Genomic DNA, 21,694 nt, shown 5'->3' with positions numbered 1-21,694 from the left:
CTTAACATTTAACTAATCTTCTTGTAGTATTCAACTTTCCATTTATGTATCATTTCTGTATTCTAAAATATCGCCTGGTTGGCACTCTAAAGCTTTGCATATTGCTTCTAAAGTTGAAAATCTAATAGCTTTTGCCTTTCCATTCTTTAGTATAGAGAGGTTTGCCATGGTTATTCCAACCTTCTCTGTAAGTTCTGTTACACTCATTTTCCGTTTAGCCAGCATAACATCAATATTAATTATAATAGCCATGTTATTCACCTCATACCGTTAAATCATTTTCTGATTTTATATCAATAGCATCTTGTAAAAGCCTTTGAAGAAGAGCAGCAAACACTCCAATCACAGAAGAAGCAAAAATAAAAATCACTGGGAATCCCATGAGACCTGGGGCGTCGTCTGCATCTGCTATAGGAAATACCAATGGTATGAGTACTGCATATATAATGCTGATTGTGATTGCACAATATTTGATATACTTTAAAGCATTTACAGATAATTCCGAGAAAGCTTTGTTCTTGTCAATATAACTTAAAAGTTTTAAAGCTTGATATAGAGCAAAGAAAAACATTATTGCCGTTGCATACACACCGATTAAAATGGGATAGTGTAAATAATCTGCAGCTGAAGGCAACCAAACTATGCATAGGGCAAGAACCATAATTCCAATAAGGATCACAGCTATCCTTAAGAAAATTGTTGAACATTGTTTCATAAAAAGCACCTCACTTTTAATTTCTATTTATAGAATAACATGCTTTTTATCGTTTATCAATAAATTTTTATTGATTTTAGCTATATATTTATTGATTTATTCTATTTTACAATAAATAAGAACTCAATAGTAACACGAGATGCCACTTTGTAAATTGAAAAGCAATCTTTGTAACTGACAACTGAATATTTGTAAATGAAACGCCACTTTTGTATCCGAAATCCATGTTTTGTAAATGAGATGCAGTCTTTGTAACCAACATGCAGTTTGATTTTTCACATTTATTGAAGTATTATATTAAAAATAAGCATGCCAAATGGAGGTCGACTCCCTCTCGATTTTTTTGTAATCGGAGAATCCACCCCTTAATTCCTTAGACAGCTTAATGGTTGGCGGCATGCTTTTTTATTATTTTTTTAGAAGAGTAGGTTTTAGCATGATGTCACTGGCTGCAACCGGTGCGCATCCAAGTTTATGTAAAACTTCTTCTCCGTGATAAAAGTTGAATGTTTCGTATGGGCTGCGATTATTCAGCTTTTTTCTTTTGTATGAATTGATATGATTCATCATTAAGGCAATATCTTCCTGTGTAAGATTATTAAAACTTGTACCCTTAGGAAGTACCCTTCGTATTAATTCATGATTTACCTCAATGGCTCCCTTTTGATAAGGGCTACCTGCATCACAGTAAAATATATTGGTAGGCAAAAATGGTACAGATTTCCGATATTCAATTGCTTTAGGATTGGAGAACTTACTCCCATTATCCGTAAGGATAACAGGAAAAAGTCTACTAAAAGCATCTTTTCCCAGTTCTTTATCAAGCTGATGAAAAATATCAGTTACAGACTTTGAAGTGTTTGCATCTCTTAGGAATGCCAACATTAAACTGCAATCCACGAAGTGAATGGTTAAGAGGCATTTACCACCTTTGCTGCCAATCACAGAATCCATTTGTACCACTGCAGTATCAGGGTTCTTTTCAATAAACGCACTAAAAGCTTCGTAATTGCGACCAATGCGGCAGCCTTTATCCACTTTGAATTCAGGCTTCTTATAACGCTCACGAAACTTGACTTTCCTTGGAAGATCAATGTTCCTGACATCAAAAAGACACGCATCGATGTAATTATAAATGGTCTTTTCACTACACATAAGCTCGTCCTGATGGTTGATATAAATCTGATTTACAGACTGGCCATTTTGAATAAGTGGCGAAATAATCTTATTCAACCTAGCGATTTCATCTTCAGATACACACAAGCCACTTCGTGACTGTGATATAGATTCATGCGCTTTGACGTGAGCATGCTCTGCATCATAAATGTTTTTTAAAAGTGTACATTTACCAATGGTTTCACAACCGTTACAAACATAAGGAACTCTTAATCTGACAGTGCAGACTTCTTCAATAAAATCTGGACAGTTTGAATTACAAGAAGTACAAAGCTTACAATAGCTAGCCGATTTTCTGGTGCATTCTTTGCCACAGACGTTCTTATTTCTACAGTTAATACGCTTCTTACAAGCATTGAATGGAAATCCAGGGTAACCTGTAGCAATTTTGGAACTATACTTGCGGACTTCTCTAGAAATAGTAGTGGAATTTTTTCCTAGCCTACGGCTGATTTCTTTAAAAGAAAGACTCTCTTTCAAGTATTTTTGCAATTCAAGTCTTTCTTCATAAGTAAAAAATTTAGACATATATATCCTCCGTTCTGCCGCCAACAATCATAGGATATATAAAACAAAACTAATGAGCAAACAAAAAGACTGGTAATTAACCAATCTTTTGTAAGCTAGGATGCGACCTCCTAGCGGATAAATATTTATTATTAATACAACCTAATTGTCACCGGAAGGGTTGCATTTCGATTTACAATTGAGGTGGTTTATACAGAAATGCTCTCTATAAATTTAAATTAATTTTTTTTCATATTTTACTCTACATTAATTTTCTAATCATTAGTATATAATTATATAATACATTGCATTTCACAAATAATTCTATCAAGTGTTTTAATGGCTAATGGTATAATTTCTTCATTAAAATCAAATCTCGAATTGTGCAATGGATAATTTACTTCATCATTTTTTTTAGCAAAAAATACTACTCGCACTCCCCTGACTTTATTAAAATAAAATCCTGCATTATCCCCCGCAAGAAACGGATTGCTGGAAATACATACATTTTCCTTATCAAATATACTTTTACCAACATTTTTACTAAGCTCCACAAGTTTAGCGTCATTGTATATAGGTGGAATTCTTGGAACTATATCTAATTCTATAGAAGCATTGGTTTCTATTTCTATTTTAGTTATCTTCTCCTTTAAACACTTTATAAGGTCATCTCGGTCTTTATCACAAAAAGTTCTTAAAGTACCTTTCATTTCAACAACTTCAGCAACTATATTATTTTTAGTTCCTCCATTAATAGTACCAATTCCTATGACAATAGGCATTTTTGATTTATAGGTATCACTTAACTCACGTATAGCACAAATAACTTTACTTGCTACATGAATTGCATCTACTCCCTTATTACATTCTCCCCAATGACTTGATTTACCCATTACTGTAATATTCAATGAACATATTTCTGCAGTTGATACACTTTGTTGTACTTCCATTCCTAGTGCAGCAGAATTAGTCAAATGGAAAACTATAATTCTGTCAACCTTTGGATTTTCTAATGCTCCTTCTTTAATTAATGCTTTGGCACCTTCTCCAATTTCTTCTGCAGGTTCAAATATAAATTTAACATTACACTTTAATGTGTGTTTTTTTTCATTTAATATTTTGGCTAATCCTAAAGCAATTGCAACAATACCATCATGACCGCAAGCATGCATAACACCATTATTCTTTGAAGCATATTCGCATGATTTTTCATCTTGTATTGGAAGTGCATCCATTTCTGCTCTAACTGCAATGGTTGGTAATTTCTCATCATTTATAATTGTTGCTATTACTCCTGTATCTAGAACCTTTATGTATTCAATGCCTAAATCATCGAAAAAGTCACAAATAGTTTGGGAGGTTTGAAATTCTTTAAAACTTAACTCTGGAAACATGTGCAACTTTCTTCTTATTTTAATTATTTCAGAAACAATGTTATCAATTGATTCAACTGTATGTCTATAGTGCATCTAAACACTCTCCTCTCTTTTTAAATTTACTGTATATATTTTTAGTAAAAACCTTTGTTAAGATAAATTACAACTTTAGCACTGTTTTGTATTTTAATTTTTTAAGTATTCATATGTATCTTTTACTGACATATTAAGTGCAGTTGAAATTTCATTAATTTTCATGCCTTCTTTTGACATTATCTTTACTTTGTTTATAATAGTATCTTCATATTCCTTGGTAGAAGTATAAATTGGCTCCAACATATCCTTCCAAATATCAACATCCCCATATTCATTTTTCTCAATTATATCATATATTAAATCATCTAACTCTCTACATGTAATCCTTGGATTAGTATTTTTCATACTCTTTTCACTAATAAAATTATTTATACATTTAATTTCATTTATAAACTTATCTATGGATTCTGACAAGTAAGTTCCTCCACTCCAATCTCCCATTCCATGCATTAATAATGATATTGGAAAGCCCTCTTCTTTAATATCCATTATAATAGGATCTCCACATAAATTTTCACATCCTATTACAATCCACCCTGACTCCCACGAACCTTCTTTACCAGAGACTAAAAAGTTACCATCTTGATCAATACTATATCCTATTTGTTCTTCTTCAATATCTTCTATATTAAAAAATTTAAAATTTACAAATTCTTCAATCTTTTGTATTTCGCGTTTAAGTAACAGTAGCTTTTCTTTCAATTCATAACTTAAATTCAATTTTTTCATCCTCTCTTACTTTATATTTTTACCTTTCTATCCTTAAAATCGTGTTTTTATAGCTTAAACTTTACTTATATGGAAATTATAGAATATACTTTTTAGGTAACAAAATACCTGCAATTAAATAAATTAGTATTATAGATTTAATAATTAGCAGGAGGATTATAAATGAACTATGAGGTGAGAGACTGTATAGATGCAGGAAGTGAATATTGTCCTTGCCACTTAGCGGAAAGTGGTGAATGTATATTATGCTCCCAATTAAAAAATAAAAATTTTTGTGATTGTATAAATTGGAAGGGAGTATGCATCTATCAAGAATTTGTATGGAATGGAGAAAAAGCAAAGGAAGGAAGAAAAGAACTTGAATGTATATTGATAAATAAGAATTTTATATATGATGATTTAGCTTTATTTACTATATCAGTACCTCATAAATTAGCTAAGGAATTAACAGCTCCTGGAAGTTTTGTTTTCTTGAGAAATCCAAATAGTGAATCCTTTTTTTCTACACCAGTATCTATAATGGATGTAAATGTAGAAGAAAATAGAATAATTTTAGCTATTGAAATAAAAGGAATAAAAACCAAAAACCTTAATTTAATCAAAGAAGGAGAAAAAATTATAGTAAAGGGTCCTTTTTGGAATGGAATATTAGGATTGAAAAATCTTTATAAAAGTAAAGATGGAACTTCTATAGTTATATGTAGAGGTATAGGGCAAGCACCTATTGTGCCAGTACTTAAAAGGCTTTATGCTAATAGAAATAAAATATATGTAATAATGGACAAAAGCCCCTATAAAGATTTATTTATAAAAAAATATACGGATTTATATAATTGTCAGGTTATTGATACTATATTAATAAATGAAAAAGGAGAAATAACTTCTGAATTTAAAAACATACTATTATCTATATTAAAAACTGAAGATGTAAATGTGGTCCATTCCTCTGCTGCAGATATTATAAATTATAATGTTTTAAATCTTATAGGAGAAACCATTGAATTTTCCTGTTGCAATAATGCAAAAATGTGTTGTGGCGAAGGAGTATGTGGAAGTTGCAGTGTTAAAAATAAATATTTTAATATAGAAAGATCCTGTAAACTTCAAATAGATCCTAGAAATATTTTGGAGGGAAGAAAATTACTATGAAAATTATAATTATAGGTGGAGGCTGGGCTGGTTGTGCTGCAGCTATAGCTGGAATAAAAGCTGGTGCTAAAGTAGTTTTATATGAAAAGACAGATATGTTAGTAGGTCTAGGTAATGTAGGTGGAATAATGAGAAACAACGGACGATATACTGCCGCAGAAGAACTTATAAACTTAGGAGCAGGAGATTTATTAAATATAACAGATAAAAATACAAGACATAGAAACATAGAATTTCCTGGTCATGGGCATGCTTGGTTATATGATGTTAATAAAATAGAGCCAGAAGTAAGAAAACATCTACAACATTTAGGTGTAGAATTGCACTTTATGAATAGAGTAGTAGATGTAGAAAAAGACAAAGATAAGATATTAGGAATTTATTTATCTGATGGCACTTATGTAAAAGGAGATGTATTTATAGAAGCCACAGGTTCTACAGGTCCTATGGGAAATTGTTTACGATATGGCAATGGTTGTTCAATGTGTATATTGAGATGCCCTGCTTTTGGCCCAAGGGTAAGTATAAGTGCTAGAGCTGGAGTGGAAGATCTCCAAGGAGAAAGAGAAGAAGATGTTTATGGAGCCTTTAGTGGATCCTGTAAGTTATGTAAAGAAAGTTTAGATGAAACACTTCTTAAAGAAATAGAAGAAAAAGGATCTGTAGTATTAAAAGTTCCTCCAGAGGATATAAATATTGATAAATTAAAACTTAAAGTTTGCCAGCAATATGCTCTAAGAGAATTTGCAGAAAATATAATACTTTTAGATACTGGTCATATAAAACTTATGACCCCTTTTTATCCTTTAGATAAATTAAGAAAAATAGAAGGATTACAAAACGCAAGATTCATGGATCCTTATGCAGGAGGAAAAGCTAATTCAATAAGATATTTATCTGTAGCACCACGAACAGATGATATGAAAGTTAAAGGCTTAGATAATTTATTCTGCGCTGGTGAAAAATCAGGCTTATTTGTAGGCCATACAGAAGCTATGTGCACAGGGTCTTTAGCAGGCCATAATGCAGTAAGATATGGTTTAGGTATGCCACTTTTAATTCTTCCAAAAGCTACGGCCATAGGAGATCTTATTTCTTATGCTAATTTTCAAATGGCCACAAAAGAAGGAAGAAGAAAAAGATATACCTTTGCAGGGGCAGAATATTTTAAGAGAATGAAAGATTTAGGATTATATACAATAGATAATAAAGAAATAATGAAAAGAATAGAAAAATTAAATCTTACAGGAATAATGGCAGAAAAATTAGTTTAAATAAAAAAGGGATACCATTTTTTAATAAGTGGTATCCCTTTTTTCCATATGTCAAAACACTTTACATAAAATATGATTAATAACTTTACAAAATTGGGCATGAAAAGAGAAGATATATATTTTATATTGTGCTAAACTTTTTAACATAAGGAGGTCATGATATGGAGTGGTTGAAAAAACTAAGCCAAGCAATTGATTATATAGAAAACAATTTAGATGGTGATATTTCTTATTATGAAGCTGCAAAAATCGCCTGCTGTTCAACCTATTATTTTCAAAGAATGTTTTCTTATGTAGCAGGTATTCCCCTATCTGATTATATTCGTCGTAGGAGAATGACAAAAGCTGCTTTTGAACTACAGATAAGTGAAAACAAAGTCATGGATATTGGTTCAAAGTATGGTTATGTTTCGCCAACATCATTTAATCGTGCATTTCAGAGCGTTCATGGTGTTGCTCCAACTGCGGCTCGCAGGGCTGGAATCAAATTAAACTCTTATCCACCTATTAGTTTTTCTATTAAAGTCACTGGAGGTGAAAGTATGAGGTATCGAATTGAAACAAAAGATCCTATCAGAATTGTTGGGGTGAGAGTTCCATTAAAAGAAGACTTAGAACAAAATTTCAAAATTGTTCCTACATTTTGGGATAAAACATTAAAAAGTAATTCATTTTCGAGAATTTGTAAATTAACAAACCAACCCCCTCATGGTATCTTGGGTGTAAGTGTTTATAAGAATCCAAAGGACATCTATTATTATATAGCTGCAGCCACAGATGAAGCTGTACCAGAAGGAATGGTTGAACTAAAGATACCAAAAGCTACATGGGTTATATTTGAATGTGATGGCCGCTTTCAAGATTCCATTCAAACAATCTTCAAAAGATTTATCACAGAATGGCTTCCCTTTTCTGGATATGACTATGCTAAATTGCCAGATATAGAAGTTTATCCTATAGGTGATCCAAATTTAGGAAGCGGACATTCTGAAGTTTGGATTGCTGTTAAGAAAGAAAAATAACTTTAAACATATTTAAGGAGGAGAAAAAATGAATTATAAAATTGAAATTAGGTATATTGAGCCTATTAGAGTAGCTGCAATGCGTTATAAAGGCCCTGTTACCGAAGCATCAAAAGTATTTCCTAATGTATTTAAAGCCATAAAGGGCAAAGTAAATGGCGCACCTTTTTTCTACTACTATGTAATGGATGAAAAAAGTAAAATAGGAGAAATGGAACTCTGTGTGCCTACTGCTGAAAACCCAAACAGCAATGGTGTTACCATAAAAGATATTCCAGGTACAAAAGCTGTCTGCGTTACCCACATAGGCCCTTATGAAACCATGTATGAAGCATACGAAGCAATTCACTGCTATGCGCAGGAAAATAAACTTTCACTACAACCACCCTTTAGAGAAGTTTTCATAAAAGGTCCTGGAATGATATTAAAAGGTAATCCCAATAAATATATTACAGAAATTTTATTTCCATTGAAAGAGGTGGAATAGAATGCTAGCAATTGAAGTTGACAAATTGGTTAAACAGTACAAGAATGGCGTGAGAGCCTTAGACGATTTAAATCTGGAAGTAAAAGGTGGAGAAATCTTCTCTTTACTAGGACCAAATGGTGCGGGAAAATCTTCTCTTATTAATATCTTAACAACCTTTTATAAGCCAACATCAGGGAAAGTAACAATGTTTGGAAAAGATTTATGTAAGGAACCTGCCTGGGTCCGCACACAGATTGCTTGTGTTGCTCAACGTGTATCTATTGATGAACACCTATCACTTATGGAGAACATGATGTTTCAAAGCAGGCTGTACAAAGTAGACCCACAGGTAGCAAAAGAAAGAGCTAATTCTTTAATTGACAGCTTTGAGCTTTCTGGGTACCTAAAATACCCTACTGCATCCTATTCAGGAGGAGTAAAACGTAGACTTGACATAGCTATGAATATGATATCAATGCCTAAGGTTTTGTTTTTAGATGAGCCTACAGTTGGTATGGATGTTGATTCCCGTAGGGCTATGTGGAAAATGCTTTTAAAAATTCGAAATAAATATAACACAACCATTTTTCTTACGACCCATTATCTTGAGGAGGCAGATCAACTAAGCGATACTATCTGTATTATGAAAGACGGTAAGGAATTAACTCAAGGCACACCTGACAACTTGCGTAATTACATTAGACAAAACATGCTTCGTATAGGATTTGGTAATCATCAAGAAACAATAAAATACAAAGATATTCTTTATAATACAGAGCTTATTAAATTTACCAATGTGCGAGGAAATTCTATTTTTGCAGCAGTGGATGATAGTAAAACATCCTTTACAGCTGTGAATAAGTGGCTTTTGGATCACCATGTAAAATTTGAAGCAATTGAAATTGTAGAACCTAGTCTTGAAGATGTATTTTTGGCATTAACTGGCTCAAAAGAAGATAAAAAGGAGGAATGGATGTGTTAAATATTTTGTGGAGAAATATGAAATGGCGCTTTCAAACTCCTATTTCCATTGCAATTACAATACTACAGCCTCTTCTTTGGCTTGTTATATATAGCTCTGTTGCCAGCCAGACAATGGAAAACATAGGCATTAGCAATTACACTGCTTTCATTCTACCTGGTATTATGGTACTAGTAACCTTTTCTTCTTGCTGTAGTGGTGGTATAATCAATTTCATTATGAAATCCAGTGGCAGTTTTTACAGAGTATTGATCTCCCCTGTAAGCCGAAGTTCTATAGTGCTTGGACAAATGCTGGAGGCAATATTACTTTCTTTCATAGAAATAGCAATTTTATGTGTGGTAAGCCTTTTTTTCTCAGTAAAAGTAGCGTCTGGCGTTTCAGGCATGTTGCTTATGATACTGATTATTTTTATGACAGCCTTCTTCTTATCAAGTCTGGCCTATTCCATCAGTCTCTTCCTACCAAATGAAGTGATCTACGAAACAATCATGACTGCCATTATACTACCTATCTTTTTTTTAAGCACAGCGCTTTTCCCTTCAGAAAATTTGTCTGGAGGCTTGGCTGTAGCTGTAGCTATGAATCCATTTACACATATTATTAACGCTCTGCGAAGCTTAATATTTGGTGAAAGGATTTTATTGGGAGACATCCTTCCTGTTATTGTACTATTTGCAGTGATGTGCTGTGGAAGCTTTGCACTGGCGATGTGGAGACTGAAAAAGGAAACATCTCACTAATATATACTTTCTTTAGCTAAAATTGCACAACAAAAGCCTAAGGCGGTTTTGAAATAAACTTCAACACCGCCCACCTTCGTTTTTAAAATTTTAATTTAATTTATTTAATTCCTCTTTAACAAAATCCATAAGTTCTTTTATCATCTGCTCTGAAAAATCAAATTTTATTCCTGCTTTGTTATACACTTGGTCAATAGAAACAGAGCTTCCTAAAGATAAAGCTTTTTTATAATCTTCTATAGCTTTTTTACGATTTGTATTATAGTTTCTCCATATCTGTAATGCTCCTAATTGAGCCATGGCATACTCTATATAATAAAATGGTACTTCATATATATGAAGTTGTTTCTTCCAAAAATGTTTTAACTCTTCTTCATAGCCTGAAAAATCTACTGTAGGAAATTGAAATTCCTTAGCCATTTCTAAAAACTTATTATTTCTTTCTTCAATGGAGCTGTTAGGATTTAAATATAAAAAGTGCTGGAATCTATCAACTAATATTCCCCAAGGTAAAAATGTTATTATCCCTTCTAACTGCTCTCTTTTAGCTCTTTTTAATTCCTTTTCATCTTTATAAAATTCATTCCATCTATCCATAGATAAAAGCTCCATACTCATACTAGCAAGTTCTGCTGTTTCGCTAGGCATATCTCTGTATTCATATATTTTTATATCTGAAGTCAATGTATTATGAACAGAATGTCCTCCTTCATGTACTAATGTTACTAAATCATCCTGTGAATGAGCTCCATTCATAAAAATACAAGAAAGTTTACTTAAAGGAAAATAATCACAAAATCCACCAGGTGATTTTCCCTTTCTGCTCTCTAAATCAAGAGTTCCTGCATTTTTCATATTAACCATTGTATTTTTAAATACTTCATCTTTTTCTTCAAATATTTTAATTACTCCATCTATTAATTCTTCTATATTATTATAAGGTTTTAATGGTTTTTCCCCTTCTTTAATTCCTTCTAAATCCCAAGGTCTATAGCTGTCTATATTTAATTCTTGTTTATGCTTATTACGTATTTCTGAAGCAAGTGGTACTACATATTTTAATACAGATTCATGAAAATTTAAGCAATCCTCTGGAGTATATGAAAATCTTTCTAACTTCTTAAACATATATTCTCTAAAATCATTACAGTCTGCATTTTTTGCTTTTTTATCTCTAATTTTTATGAGTTTATCCATTACTTCATCTAACTTTTCTTTATCTTGAAGTCTTCTTTTTTGAACTAGAGTCCAAGCTTCTTTACGAATTTGCCTATTAGCATCTTTCATATATTTATTCATCTGTTGAAGAGTTTTCTCTTTCCCTTCCCAATTTACCATCATATTTCCTGTTATATTATAATACTCAGTAGATAATTTAGATTCCTCTACCTCTAAGGAAATATTTTCTTCTCTAAATAATTCTATAGAATTTACACATTTTTTTATTAATAAATTATATTCTTGAGACAGCTCATCTTTAAATTTATTTTCATAAAAATATTTATCCAGCTGTGCTGAATACTTTTTTACTAAAGGCATAAGAATCTGTTCATCATACTCATAAGCTTTTCTTAATTCTTCATTATTATTATTTCCATTAAAAGCAAAGTAATTTCTGCTCACATTCTCCTTTATTTCATCTCCTAATTTGCTTCTATCTTCTATCCATTTTTCTAATTCTTTTACTTGATGTATTTCTCTTTCTAGAAGCTCTTTAAAATCTTTTTCTAGTTTATTTATGTCTATTTTATATACTTCAGTCATATGCTACTCCTTCCTAATATATTATAATTTATATTTTTCTAATATTTCTTCTTTAAACTTTCCATTTTCATAGAATAATTCTCCATCTGCATATATTTTACCCCCATGTCTCATATCACATAACATATCCCAGTGGATTGTAGATCTATTTTTCCCACCAGCTTCAGGCATAGAATCTCCAATAGCCATATGAACTGTTCCACCAATTTTCTCATCAAATAACATATTCTTTGTAAACTCTTTAATTCCATAATTTGTTCCAATAGCAACTTCTCCAAAAAAAGAAGCTCCTTCATCTGTGGATAATAGGGTTTTTAAAAGTTCCTCTCCTTTTTTAGCTGTAGCTTCAACTACTTTACCATTTTCTACTTTAAGCTTGATTCCTTCTATTTCCTTTCCTATATATATGCCTGGAAAACTAAATGTAATAACTCCATTTACTCCATCTTCTACTGGAGATGTGAATATTTCTCCATCTGGAAAATTAACTTTTCCATCACAGTTAATCCACTTACGTCCAGAAATATTGACTTTTATATCTGTTTCTTCTGAAATAATATGTAGTTCATTTTTGGTGTCTAAATATTTAATCCATTTTTCCTGTTCTAAGCTAATTCTTTTCCATTCCTTTACTGGATCTTCACTATCCAATAAACCTGCTCCATATACAAAATCTTCATATTCTGCTAAACTCATTGAAGCTTCTTGGGCATTAGCATGAGTAGGAAATTGAGTTCCACACCATCTTAAAGTACCATTTCCCATTTTTTCAGAATATATTTTTCTCCAAGATGCAGAACCTTTAGCAGATGATTTTATATTGTCTACATTAATATTTGAGTTTAATTTTGTATTTAAAGTTCCCCACGCGGTTAACCATACATCTGCTTTATCTAATGCATTTTTTTGTATAAGTTTCTCTTCTTCTAGCTGCTCTTTTGAAGCATATTTTAATTTTGTATAATTTACTTCACTAGAATCTATTAAAGTTTCTACATGGGCTCCAGCCTTTATTGCTTCCTTTACTACTTCTACCATCCAAGGAATAGCTACATCCTCACACTGAACTAATACGAAATCTCCTTTTTTTACCTCTGCTGAATAATTAACCAATAGTTTTGCTAACTTATTAAGTCTTTTATCTGCCATAATTTTCCCTCCATTAAATAAAAATTATTAATAGCTTCAAAAGAATCTATTATAAAATTATGAATTAAAATACTCTCCTAGAGCTTTTAAATTAATTTTTTCTCCAAAGCTTACAATGGATACTCCTAATATTATTATTAAGCATCCAATTACCTGTTCTAAAGCTACATTTTCATTTAAAAGAATTTTTGCTCCTATTAAACTTACAATTGGTTGTAAATTTATATGAGTAGTTATTGTAGTAGCCCCTAAATTCTCTAGACAATATATATAAATAGCATACCCTACACAGGAGCATATAATAGCTAAATATAATAAATTTGCAATTACCTTCATTGATGGTACATGGACTGGCATAAATAATATAGATGGTGATAAAAATACACATCCCCATATAGATTGATATGTTGTTATAGTTATACTCTTGTAACTTCCTTTAAAACTACTAGTAAGAATAGTATATAGAACCCAACATAGTGCAGCTCCTAATGCCATTAAATCTCCTTTAGTTCCACTGGAAAAGAGACTTATTTTTCCCTTTGATAATACTATAATAAATATACCTATAGCACTAAACATTGTCCCAAATATCTTAGGCATTGTTAATTTCTCTTTAAATAATATTCTTTGAGTTATTAGAGTAAATATAGGTATAGATGATATTAAAACTGCCACATTTGAAGCTGTGGTATAATATACGGAATAATTCTCAAAAAAGAAATACATAGCCACACCAATTAAACCGCTTAAAACCATCTTTATTCTATCTTCTTTTAATATCCTCTCTTCTGGGAATTTAGTTTTTAATACTATAAAAAGTATTATTGATGCCATAAAAAACCTATAAAAGGCTGCTTGTATAGGATTAATTTCTCCTACTACTACTTTAATACTTATAAATGATATTCCCCAGATAATCATTAAAAGTATGGCTAAAAAATGTGCTGTTTTTTTATTTTTCAATTTCCCACCCCCGTAAATACAATATTTAATAATTATATAGGTAGTTTACTCTAACACTATGTTAAATCATAAATTACACTTCAATTCTACCATAAAAAAGGGAATATTTATATAATTTTGTATAGGCCACCAAATTTATTTTTAATCTTATTTGGAAATAAAAGAACTGTTGACAAAATATATTTATCAACAAGTTAAAAGAGGCTGTCGTATTAAGAAATTTACATACAACATATTGCTTTGCAAATGAATAACAAACACAATATACTGTAACATTTATTCTTAGTACGACAGCCCCTTCATCAATCTTTTTGTTCTGACCAATTAGCTGGATAAGTAACATATAAAAATCTAGCATAATCGGGTACATTAAATTTAATATTAGAGCCTTTAGGAATAAAAATTATATCCCCTTCTTCTCCACTAATAGTTCTTCCATCAATAATTATTTGAAGGTTTCCCTTAATAATATAGTCCACTTCATCATAATTTAAAGTCCAGTCAAAACAAGTCTTATCCATTTCCATTAATCCACAGCCAAGTCTTGGACTTTCTTCTAAGCTAACTACATCTTTTAAATAAACTTTATCTCCTTCTTTTCCAGTATCAAATTTATCACATTTTACAGTAGGTAACTTTACACTTAAAACTCCACTTTTATCTATATGTTTTTCAGTACTATCTTCCTTCATTTTTTCTGTTAATATTTTTCTTACAATTTCCCCTATAAGCTTTTCATCAAGTTCCATTTATTATTCCTCCCTTTTATATTCCCTGTGAATTGCTATTTAGGTCAGAATTAGATGACTTTTTTATAGTACTTGTTGGAGCAATGATGCAAGCTAGTATAACCGCTGTAATTCCTCCTACAAGCTTTCCAACTATCATAGGAAATATCATATCTTTATTTACTCCCGCCGTAAATCCTAAATGATCACCAAATACAAAGGCTGCACTAACAGCAAAAGCTACATTTATAACTTTACCTCTGTCATCCATATCTTTCATCATTCCAAACATTGGTATATTATTAGCAAGTGTAGCTACCATTCCTGCTGCAGCCACATCTCCCATTCCTAAAATTCCACCAAGTTTCATAAGAGGTTTTTTAAATACTTTTGTTATAAAATATACCATTGGAAATGCTCCTGCAAGCATTATAGCTATAGATCCTATTATTTGTATACCTTCTGTTATAGGTGCCATTCCTGGTATAACTACAATTCCAGTTAAAGTCTCAATTATTATTGCAGCAAGTCCAATTGTAATAATTATTACTACTATTTTACCAAATACATTAAATCCTTTAATCATCTTTTCAGGTATTTTCCATAACCCTAAGGCTATTAAAACTGCAAATATTATTATAGGAACTAAATTTTTAAGTATCATTGTTAAACTAAATCCTGCAACTAATCCACCAACCAAACATCCAATAGGAATAGTTATAATACCAGCTAAAACTCCTGAAGCTAAAAATTTTCTATCTTCTTCTTTGATTATTCCTAAAGCAACAGGAATTGTAAATACTATTGTAGGTCCCATCATTGATCCTAAAATTAATCCAGCAAATAATCCAGCATCTTGAGATTGTGCTAATTCTATAGCTAGTGGATACCCTCCCATATCACAAGCTAAAAGTGTAGTAGCAAACATAGATGGGTCTGCCCCTAGTGCTGTATAAAGCGGAACTACTACAGGTTTTAAAACTTTCGCTAAAACTGGTGCTAAAGATACAACTCCCACCATGGCGATAGCCAAAGATCCCATAGCCATAAAACCTTCATCAAATTTTTCTCCTAATCCAAATTTATTGTCTAAACATTTATCTATAGCACCTAAAGTCATAAAGATAACCATTATATAAACTATTATTTGGTTAATACTACTCATTATACAACCTCCTTAGGCTAACAGGTTTTTAAATTAAATTTTTAAATAATTCTTTATCAGGTGATGGAATTAAGACTTTACTTATAAGTTTTTTCTTATTTATACCATGTGAAGCAGCCTCCAAAGCTTCTTTTACTGAACTTACATCACCGGAAATTATAAAATAAGACTTTCCTCCTATACCCATTCCAAGTCTTAGTCTTAATAAATTAACATTTCCGCTTTTACATGAAATATCTGCTGCCACAATGCTTGAAGATATATTAGAAAACTCCATAATGCCAATTGAATCAAAATCTAAAATAATAATTTTACCTTTTATTCCATCTAGCAATCCATTATAAATTGAAGGAAGGATTAATTTATCTACTACATAATTTTCTGAAATACTAAGTCCCTTATTAATAGCTTCTTCTACCTCTGCTACATCTCCACTAATAAGTATAATATATTTTCCTGGACATACAGTTCTAGAAAAAACAACTTCTACCTGTGAAGCTTTAACCATAAAATCTGTAGCTTCTATGCCTTTGGCGATACTTCTAAGCTCTATCATTCCAATTGTTTTAATCATAATATCACTTTCTTATTCTAAACTTTTTTCAACTTCCACTGTATCAATAATCCCTACTATGGTAGCATCAACAGGTACATTATTATTTCCTACAGATACTCTAGCGGAGCTTCCTTGAACTATTAGTACAGTTTCACCTATGCCTGCTCCTATACTATCTACTGCTACAAAAGTAGGAAATTCTTTATTCGAATAATAATCTATTGGCCTTATTACTAAAAATTTTAAGCCATTTAAATTTTCATCTTTCCTTGTAGCCCATACATTTCCTAGCACTTCCCCTATAATCATTTTATACATCCTTCCTTCTTATTTTTAAATTCTCTTTACTATTATCTTCTTTATTCTTATATAATCTTTTGCTAAAGGAGTTATTACTGTTTTATTCTTTATAATGATTTCCCTTATGCCAGATTTATATAGTTTATCAATATCAGTTTCTGTTAATAGTTTTTTATCTCCTTCTAATATACATTGCTGATTACATGTGTTAATATCATTAGTTTTAATATCTGTATTTTCATTTTCTTCTTTTTTAACTTCTTTATTTTCTTCTTCCTCTTCGCTTAAAGTATTAAACTTATTTTTACCTACTATACTTAGCCCAAACTCTATAAGCTTTTTTTCATAATCTTCATACATTTTAAAGAACACCTTGTTACAAGTTTTATTATATTTTCTATATTCCAATCCTTCTTCAAATATATATACTTTTTTGCCTCTTAATATAGAATCAATAACTATTTCTTCTCTTATCCCACAAGATATTCCTAAAGATATATTAGCTAATTCCCTATTATTTAGCTTTGGTACTAATATAAAGTCATAACATTCAGTATTTTTTTCATACAAATCCAATGAAAAACACTCATATAACTCTTTATTATAGTTCTCTGTTAATACTAAAAATTCCTCACTATTTGATTGCTCAAGAACTAAAATTTTTCTTTTCTTGTAACTTTTTATATTATCTTTAAGTCTTCTTGTTACTTCATCTGTAACAAATTTTATTAATTCTTCTAACTCCATAAAGTCACATCCTTTATACAACACAATTCATAGCAATCCCTAAAGGTGTTACTAAAAATGGATTAACAGGTTTAAAAGTTTTTATTCCAGTATCTTTTTCTATAACTTTTTCTATTCCTTCTAAACAACAGGTTCCTCCAACTAGATATATTGAGTCTACATTAAAATCCTTTATATTATTCTTAATAATATGAGAAATCTTTTGTATAACTGGAAGCACTATATTGAATACCTCTTTAGAACGTTCTTTAGATTTTTTTATATCTTCAGCTTGTTCAAAGCTTATTTTGTAATTTCCTGAAATAACCAAAGATAAGTGTGTGCCTCCTGTAGCCTCATCTGCAGTATAAACTACCTCACCATTTTCAAATATAGATAATCCTGTAGTACCACCACCTACATCTACTATAACTCCATTTTCTATGTTTAACACTGCATTAGCAGCAGTAGGCTCATCTAGTATATTAGTTACTTCAAAGCCAGCTCCTTCTACCACATATCTATGAGTATCACAGTCTCTTTTACCTGTACCTGGCGGAACTGCAATAGCTGCTTTAGTAAGTTCAACACCTAATTTTTCTTCAATTTTATCTTTTAGTCTTTTAACTATAGTTCTTGCTCCAGCATAATCTACTACTAATCCATCTTTTATAACTTGTGCAAACTCCATTTCACAAGCCACAGGATTTTTATCTTTATCTAAAACTACTATAACTATATAAGCTGTTCCAAGATCTACTCCTACTAAAAGTTCTTCATTGAAATTTTTTCTTTCATAACTTTCATTTCTTTTTTCTAAATCTTCTATAAGATTATTTATTCTATCAAAATTTACCATATCATATTACCTCTCACTTTATAATTTCAGCTTTTACTCCTTTAATGTATCCACATGCATTAGCTTCATCATAATCTATGTGCATATTTAATTTGTAATTATCACTTACTCTTACTAATACATCCTCAAATATAAGAGGTCTTTCTCCGTAAATTTTAACCTTTACTATTTCTTTGTCCTGTACTTTAAAATACTTAGAATCCTCTGGAGTCATATGAATATGTCTTTTAGCTATTATTACCCCTTCTTTTATCTGTAAAAATCCTTTTTGTGATAAAAGAATAATGCCTTCACTATTCTCTATATCTCCTGAGTCTCTTACAGTTGGATTAATTCCAAGTATTAAAGCATCAGTTTTTGAAATTTCAACTTGAGTTTTATTTCTTACAGGACCTAAAATAGATACATCCTTTATTACTCCTTTTTTACCAACAAGCATAACTTTTTCACTAGATTGAAATTGTCCTGGCTGCGAAAGCTCTTTTTTTACATTTAATTCATAACCTTCTCCAAATAGGCTATATAAATCATCTTTACTTAAATGCACATGTCTCCCTGAGGCTTCTACTTCAATCATACTTTTTTCTTTTATTTTTTTAACTACTTCTTCTACAATAGGTTTTAAATCAATACTTGTCATTTAACACACCTCTTATTTATACTGACCTGCTAAATGTTTACACATCATTATATAAAAACAACTACTTAACCTATTTAAGCATTGAATTATATCATTTCTCTTAATTTCTCCTTCTTCATTCTTAAATGCGTTTAATGCTGCAATTTCCACTTCTCTTGAATAACTTCTAAGTGAATTTAACTCTACTAAAATTTCTCCCATTTTATAGCTTGGCAATATATGATCTACATTAAAATATTTTTTAGGGTAATGAGACATTTCCCTCATTTCACTTTCATTCATTCCAAGTAAAATAAAATCTTTTATCTCCTCTTCTAGCACTTCACTTCTTAAAATATTTCTTACAAAATAAATAACTTCTTCTAAATCTTTAACAAGTTTTTCATTTCGTTCTTTGTTCGCCAGTATTTGAACTTGTAGTATTCTTGACTCTAAGCTATCTATTTTTCCTCTTAATACAATCCTAGGATGAGTTTTAAATACAAGTTTATTTCCTAAAAGTTGAGTCATATGCTCTGGTTTTTTTTCAAAATATCCCCCTGAATACATACTCACGTATTTAGGCATAATGTATTTATCCTTATTTTCATCAACTATACTATTTTTAGTATTTTCCTTTTCTTTTTCTTCCTTTATAACAAGTTTAATGTTTCTTTCATTTAAATACTGTCTAGCTGATGGGGTAACTAAAGTATCCTTGCTAACCACATACTCATCCATTTTTTTATTTCTCAATTCTGATCTTAATTTGTATTCTGTTAATACACTCACAGCATCACATCCTTTTATGAATGTATATTCCCGGATCCCTAGATCCGGGATTTAATATATTAGCCCTCTAATTTAGGTAAAATAATTTCAACTTCTCCATGAGGTCTTGGAATTACATGAACTGAAACTAAATCTCCTACTCTTTCAGCAGCTGCTGCTCCTGCGTCTGTTGCAGCTTTTACCGCTCCAACATCTCCTCTAACCATTACAGTTACAAGTCCTCCACCTACATGAACCTTTCCTATTAAAGTAACGTTTGCTGCCTTTACCATTGCATCTGCAGCTTCTATTGCTCCTACCAAACCTTTAGTTTCAATCATTCCTAATGCATTTGTATTAGCCATAATAAATTCCTCCCTATAATCAAATATTTAAATTTTAAAAATATTAACTGTTTAATTTTTCTAATACCAATTTTGTTATTTCTGAAATCAATTCATCATTAACTATTGGTGACTCTTTTGGTTTTAAATCCTCTAATTCTCTTGCTCCATAAGCAAGTCTTCTAATGTTTATTAAATTTAATGGACTAACATTATCAGAAGTTGCACTTCCTCCTACAGCACCACATCCCAAAGTTAATGCTGGCAGTAAATTAGTAGTTCCTCCTATTCCTCCTAATGCTCCAGGAGTATTTACTAATATTCTAGAAACGGGCTTTTTTAAAGCAAATGCTTTTATAACTTCCTCATTATTTGAATGAATTATAAGAGTGTGCCCAATTCCTTCATTATTTAGGATTTCTATGCATTTTTCACAAGCTTCTTCCCAGTTCTTTTCTGTATAGAAAGCTAATAAAGGAGCTAACTTTTCTCTTGAAAATGGATATTTCTTTCCAACTTTTTCTTGTTCATATATTAAAACTTTTGTCTCACTTGGGATACTTATTCCAGCCATGTTAGCTATATCTTTTGCTGCCTTTCCAACTATCTGTGGGTTCATTGTCCCATTAACTCTTAATATAAACTTAGATACTTTTTCTCCCTCTTCTGTATTTAAGAAATAACATTTTTGTGCTTTTAACTCTTCTATAACCTCTTCTCTTATGCATTCTTCAACCACTATAGATTGCTCAGAAGCACAAATTACTCCATTATCAAAAGTTTTACTATCGATTATTCTTTTAACAGCCTTTTTTATATCTGCTGATTTTTCTATAAAAGCTGGGCCATTACCTGGTCCTACACCTATTGCAGGAGTTCCTGAACTATAAGCTGCTTTCACCATAGCACTTCCACCAGTAGCAAGAATAAGTGCTACATCATCATTTTTCATCAACTCATCTGTTCCCTCCATGGTAGGTATAGTCATGCATCCTATTATTCCTTCTGGAGCACCTGCTTCTACTGCTGCTTTACTTAATATGTTTACAGTTTCTATTATGCAATTCTTAGCATTAGGATGAGGACTAAATATTATTGCATTTCCAGCTTTTAATGATATTAATGATTTATAAATTGCTGTAGAGGTTGGATTAGTAGAAGGTATAAGTCCAGCTATTACTCCTACTGGAGTTCCTATTTCTACAACTTTCTTATTCATATCTTCTTTTATAATACCTATAGTTTTTAAATTTTTTATACTTTCATATACAACTCTACTAGCAAATTTATTTTTTATAATTTTATCTTTATATTTTCCAAATCCTGTCTCTTCAACGGCTAATTTAGCCAATGTTTCAGCATTTCTTTCTCCTGCTTCTGCAACTTTTTTTGCTATATAATCTATTTTTTCTTGTCCTAGCTCACAATAAATCTTTTGAGCTTTTTTTGCCCTTTCTATGAGACATCTTACCTCTTGTATTGACTTTAAATCATTATAGATAAGATCCATTT

24 protein-coding genes are annotated in these 21,694 nt (G+C 31.0%); 6 read left to right on the top strand and 18 right to left on the bottom strand.

Annotated features, from left to right (window positions below; all coding sequences use genetic code 11):
* Nucleotides 1–42 precede the first annotated feature (42 nt).
* From J2Z24_RS04065 to J2Z24_RS04045, 5 genes are all read right to left on the bottom strand, one after another.
* Entirely contained in the window at nucleotides 43–252 is a 210-nt protein-coding gene (locus J2Z24_RS04065) for a helix-turn-helix domain-containing protein (protein WP_027624525.1), read from the bottom strand.
* A 10-nt stretch (nucleotides 253–262) separates the two neighbouring features.
* Entirely contained in the window at nucleotides 263–715 is a 453-nt protein-coding gene (locus J2Z24_RS04060; RefSeq protein ID WP_035146290.1) for a DUF2975 domain-containing protein, read from the bottom strand.
* Nucleotides 716–1,123: 408 nt separating this feature from the next.
* Nucleotides 1,124–2,419, bottom strand: coding sequence for an IS30 family transposase (locus J2Z24_RS04055; protein ID WP_035146287.1), 1,296 nt, complete (start codon nucleotides 2,417–2,419; stop codon nucleotides 1,124–1,126).
* A gap of 272 nt (nucleotides 2,420–2,691) precedes the next feature.
* On the bottom strand, nucleotides 2,692–3,867 hold the full coding sequence (locus tag J2Z24_RS04050) for a M20 metallopeptidase family protein (protein ID WP_035146285.1): 1,176 nt from the start codon (nucleotides 3,865–3,867) through the stop codon (nucleotides 2,692–2,694).
* A gap of 93 nt (nucleotides 3,868–3,960) precedes the next feature.
* Nucleotides 3,961–4,590: a hypothetical protein gene (locus J2Z24_RS04045; protein WP_051593174.1), complete on the bottom strand. Its 630-nt coding sequence runs from the start codon at nucleotides 4,588–4,590 to the stop codon at nucleotides 3,961–3,963.
* A gap of 171 nt (nucleotides 4,591–4,761) precedes the next feature.
* On the opposite strand from J2Z24_RS04045, the gene J2Z24_RS04040 reads away from it, so the two are divergent.
* The 6 genes from J2Z24_RS04040 to J2Z24_RS04015 all read left to right on the top strand — a co-directional run bounded on the left by J2Z24_RS04040 (nucleotide 4,762) and on the right by J2Z24_RS04015 (nucleotide 10,238).
* A complete protein-coding gene (locus J2Z24_RS04040; RefSeq protein ID WP_035146280.1) occupies nucleotides 4,762–5,748 on the top strand; it encodes a sulfide/dihydroorotate dehydrogenase-like FAD/NAD-binding protein in 987 nt (328 codons plus the stop codon).
* On the top strand, nucleotides 5,745–7,022 hold the full coding sequence (locus J2Z24_RS04035; RefSeq protein ID WP_035146278.1) for an FAD-dependent oxidoreductase: 1,278 nt from the start codon (nucleotides 5,745–5,747) through the stop codon (nucleotides 7,020–7,022). Before J2Z24_RS04040 ends, J2Z24_RS04035 begins: the two co-directional genes overlap by 4 nt.
* Nucleotides 7,023–7,183: 161 nt before the next feature.
* On the top strand, nucleotides 7,184–8,044 hold the full coding sequence (locus J2Z24_RS04030) for an AraC family transcriptional regulator (protein WP_035146275.1): 861 nt from the start codon (nucleotides 7,184–7,186) through the stop codon (nucleotides 8,042–8,044).
* Nucleotides 8,045–8,072: 28 nt separating this feature from the next.
* Nucleotides 8,073–8,531, top strand: coding sequence for a GyrI-like domain-containing protein (locus J2Z24_RS04025; RefSeq protein ID WP_035146273.1), 459 nt, complete (start codon nucleotides 8,073–8,075; stop codon nucleotides 8,529–8,531).
* A 25-nt stretch (nucleotides 8,532–8,556) separates the two neighbouring features.
* On the top strand, nucleotides 8,557–9,495 hold the full coding sequence (locus J2Z24_RS04020) for an ABC transporter ATP-binding protein (protein ID WP_241428042.1): 939 nt from the start codon (nucleotides 8,557–8,559) through the stop codon (nucleotides 9,493–9,495).
* Entirely contained in the window at nucleotides 9,483–10,238 is a 756-nt protein-coding gene (locus J2Z24_RS04015) for an ABC transporter permease (RefSeq protein WP_035146268.1), read from the top strand. The genes J2Z24_RS04020 and J2Z24_RS04015 overlap by 13 nt, the downstream gene beginning before the upstream one ends.
* A gap of 90 nt (nucleotides 10,239–10,328) precedes the next feature.
* On the opposite strand, the gene J2Z24_RS04010 is transcribed toward J2Z24_RS04015, so the two are convergent.
* The 13 genes from J2Z24_RS04010 to J2Z24_RS03950 all read right to left on the bottom strand — a co-directional run bounded on the left by J2Z24_RS04010 (nucleotide 10,329) and on the right by J2Z24_RS03950 (nucleotide 21,692).
* Nucleotides 10,329–12,002 carry a M3 family oligoendopeptidase gene (locus J2Z24_RS04010; protein WP_035146264.1) on the bottom strand — a complete coding sequence of 558 codons (1,674 nt, stop codon included), beginning with the start codon at nucleotides 12,000–12,002 and terminating at the stop codon, nucleotides 10,329–10,331.
* Nucleotides 12,003–12,023: 21 nt separating this feature from the next.
* Nucleotides 12,024–13,151, bottom strand: a complete 1,128-nt coding sequence (locus tag J2Z24_RS04005) for an aminopeptidase (protein ID WP_035146263.1) — start codon at nucleotides 13,149–13,151, stop codon at nucleotides 12,024–12,026.
* Between the two features lie 57 nt (nucleotides 13,152–13,208).
* On the bottom strand, nucleotides 13,209–14,114 hold the full coding sequence (locus J2Z24_RS04000) for a DMT family transporter (RefSeq protein ID WP_035146260.1): 906 nt from the start codon (nucleotides 14,112–14,114) through the stop codon (nucleotides 13,209–13,211).
* 302 nt (nucleotides 14,115–14,416) lie between these two features.
* Nucleotides 14,417–14,863, bottom strand: a complete 447-nt coding sequence (locus J2Z24_RS03995) for a EutQ-related cupin domain-containing protein (RefSeq protein ID WP_035146258.1) — start codon at nucleotides 14,861–14,863, stop codon at nucleotides 14,417–14,419.
* A 16-nt stretch (nucleotides 14,864–14,879) separates the two neighbouring features.
* A complete protein-coding gene (gene eutH / locus J2Z24_RS03990) occupies nucleotides 14,880–16,007 on the bottom strand; it encodes an ethanolamine utilization protein EutH (RefSeq protein WP_035146256.1) in 1,128 nt (375 codons plus the stop codon).
* A gap of 28 nt (nucleotides 16,008–16,035) precedes the next feature.
* On the bottom strand, nucleotides 16,036–16,581 hold the full coding sequence (locus tag J2Z24_RS03985; protein ID WP_035146253.1) for a BMC domain-containing protein: 546 nt from the start codon (nucleotides 16,579–16,581) through the stop codon (nucleotides 16,036–16,038).
* A gap of 12 nt (nucleotides 16,582–16,593) precedes the next feature.
* Nucleotides 16,594–16,872, bottom strand: coding sequence for a EutN/CcmL family microcompartment protein (locus J2Z24_RS03980; RefSeq protein WP_035146250.1), 279 nt, complete (start codon nucleotides 16,870–16,872; stop codon nucleotides 16,594–16,596).
* A 24-nt stretch (nucleotides 16,873–16,896) separates the two neighbouring features.
* The gene (locus J2Z24_RS03975; RefSeq protein ID WP_035146248.1) at nucleotides 16,897–17,610 is read right to left on the bottom strand and encodes a hypothetical protein; all 714 of its coding nucleotides are present in this window, start codon (nucleotides 17,608–17,610) and stop codon (nucleotides 16,897–16,899) included.
* A 13-nt stretch (nucleotides 17,611–17,623) separates the two neighbouring features.
* Complete coding sequence (gene eutJ, locus J2Z24_RS03970; RefSeq protein WP_035146244.1) at nucleotides 17,624–18,448, bottom strand: ethanolamine utilization protein EutJ; 825 nt, start codon at nucleotides 18,446–18,448, stop codon at nucleotides 17,624–17,626.
* A 13-nt stretch (nucleotides 18,449–18,461) separates the two neighbouring features.
* Nucleotides 18,462–19,088: a phosphate propanoyltransferase gene (gene pduL, locus J2Z24_RS03965; RefSeq protein ID WP_035146242.1), complete on the bottom strand. Its 627-nt coding sequence runs from the start codon at nucleotides 19,086–19,088 to the stop codon at nucleotides 18,462–18,464.
* 12 nt (nucleotides 19,089–19,100) lie between these two features.
* A complete protein-coding gene (locus J2Z24_RS03960) occupies nucleotides 19,101–19,859 on the bottom strand; it encodes a cobalamin adenosyltransferase family protein (RefSeq protein WP_035146240.1) in 759 nt (252 codons plus the stop codon).
* 59 nt (nucleotides 19,860–19,918) lie between these two features.
* Nucleotides 19,919–20,203: a BMC domain-containing protein gene (locus tag J2Z24_RS03955; RefSeq protein ID WP_035146237.1), complete on the bottom strand. Its 285-nt coding sequence runs from the start codon at nucleotides 20,201–20,203 to the stop codon at nucleotides 19,919–19,921.
* Between the two features lie 43 nt (nucleotides 20,204–20,246).
* The gene (locus tag J2Z24_RS03950) at nucleotides 20,247–21,692 is read right to left on the bottom strand and encodes an acetaldehyde dehydrogenase (acetylating) (protein ID WP_035146234.1); all 1,446 of its coding nucleotides are present in this window, start codon (nucleotides 21,690–21,692) and stop codon (nucleotides 20,247–20,249) included.
* Between the last annotated feature and the right edge of the window lie 2 nt (nucleotides 21,693–21,694).

The organism is Clostridium tetanomorphum, assembly GCF_017873215.1.
GTDB classification, from domain to species: domain Bacteria; phylum Bacillota; class Clostridia; order Clostridiales; family Clostridiaceae; genus Clostridium_AO; species Clostridium_AO tetanomorphum.
Note: the sequence above shows the minus strand (reverse complement) of the source record. Positions and strands in the feature narration are given on the sequence as shown.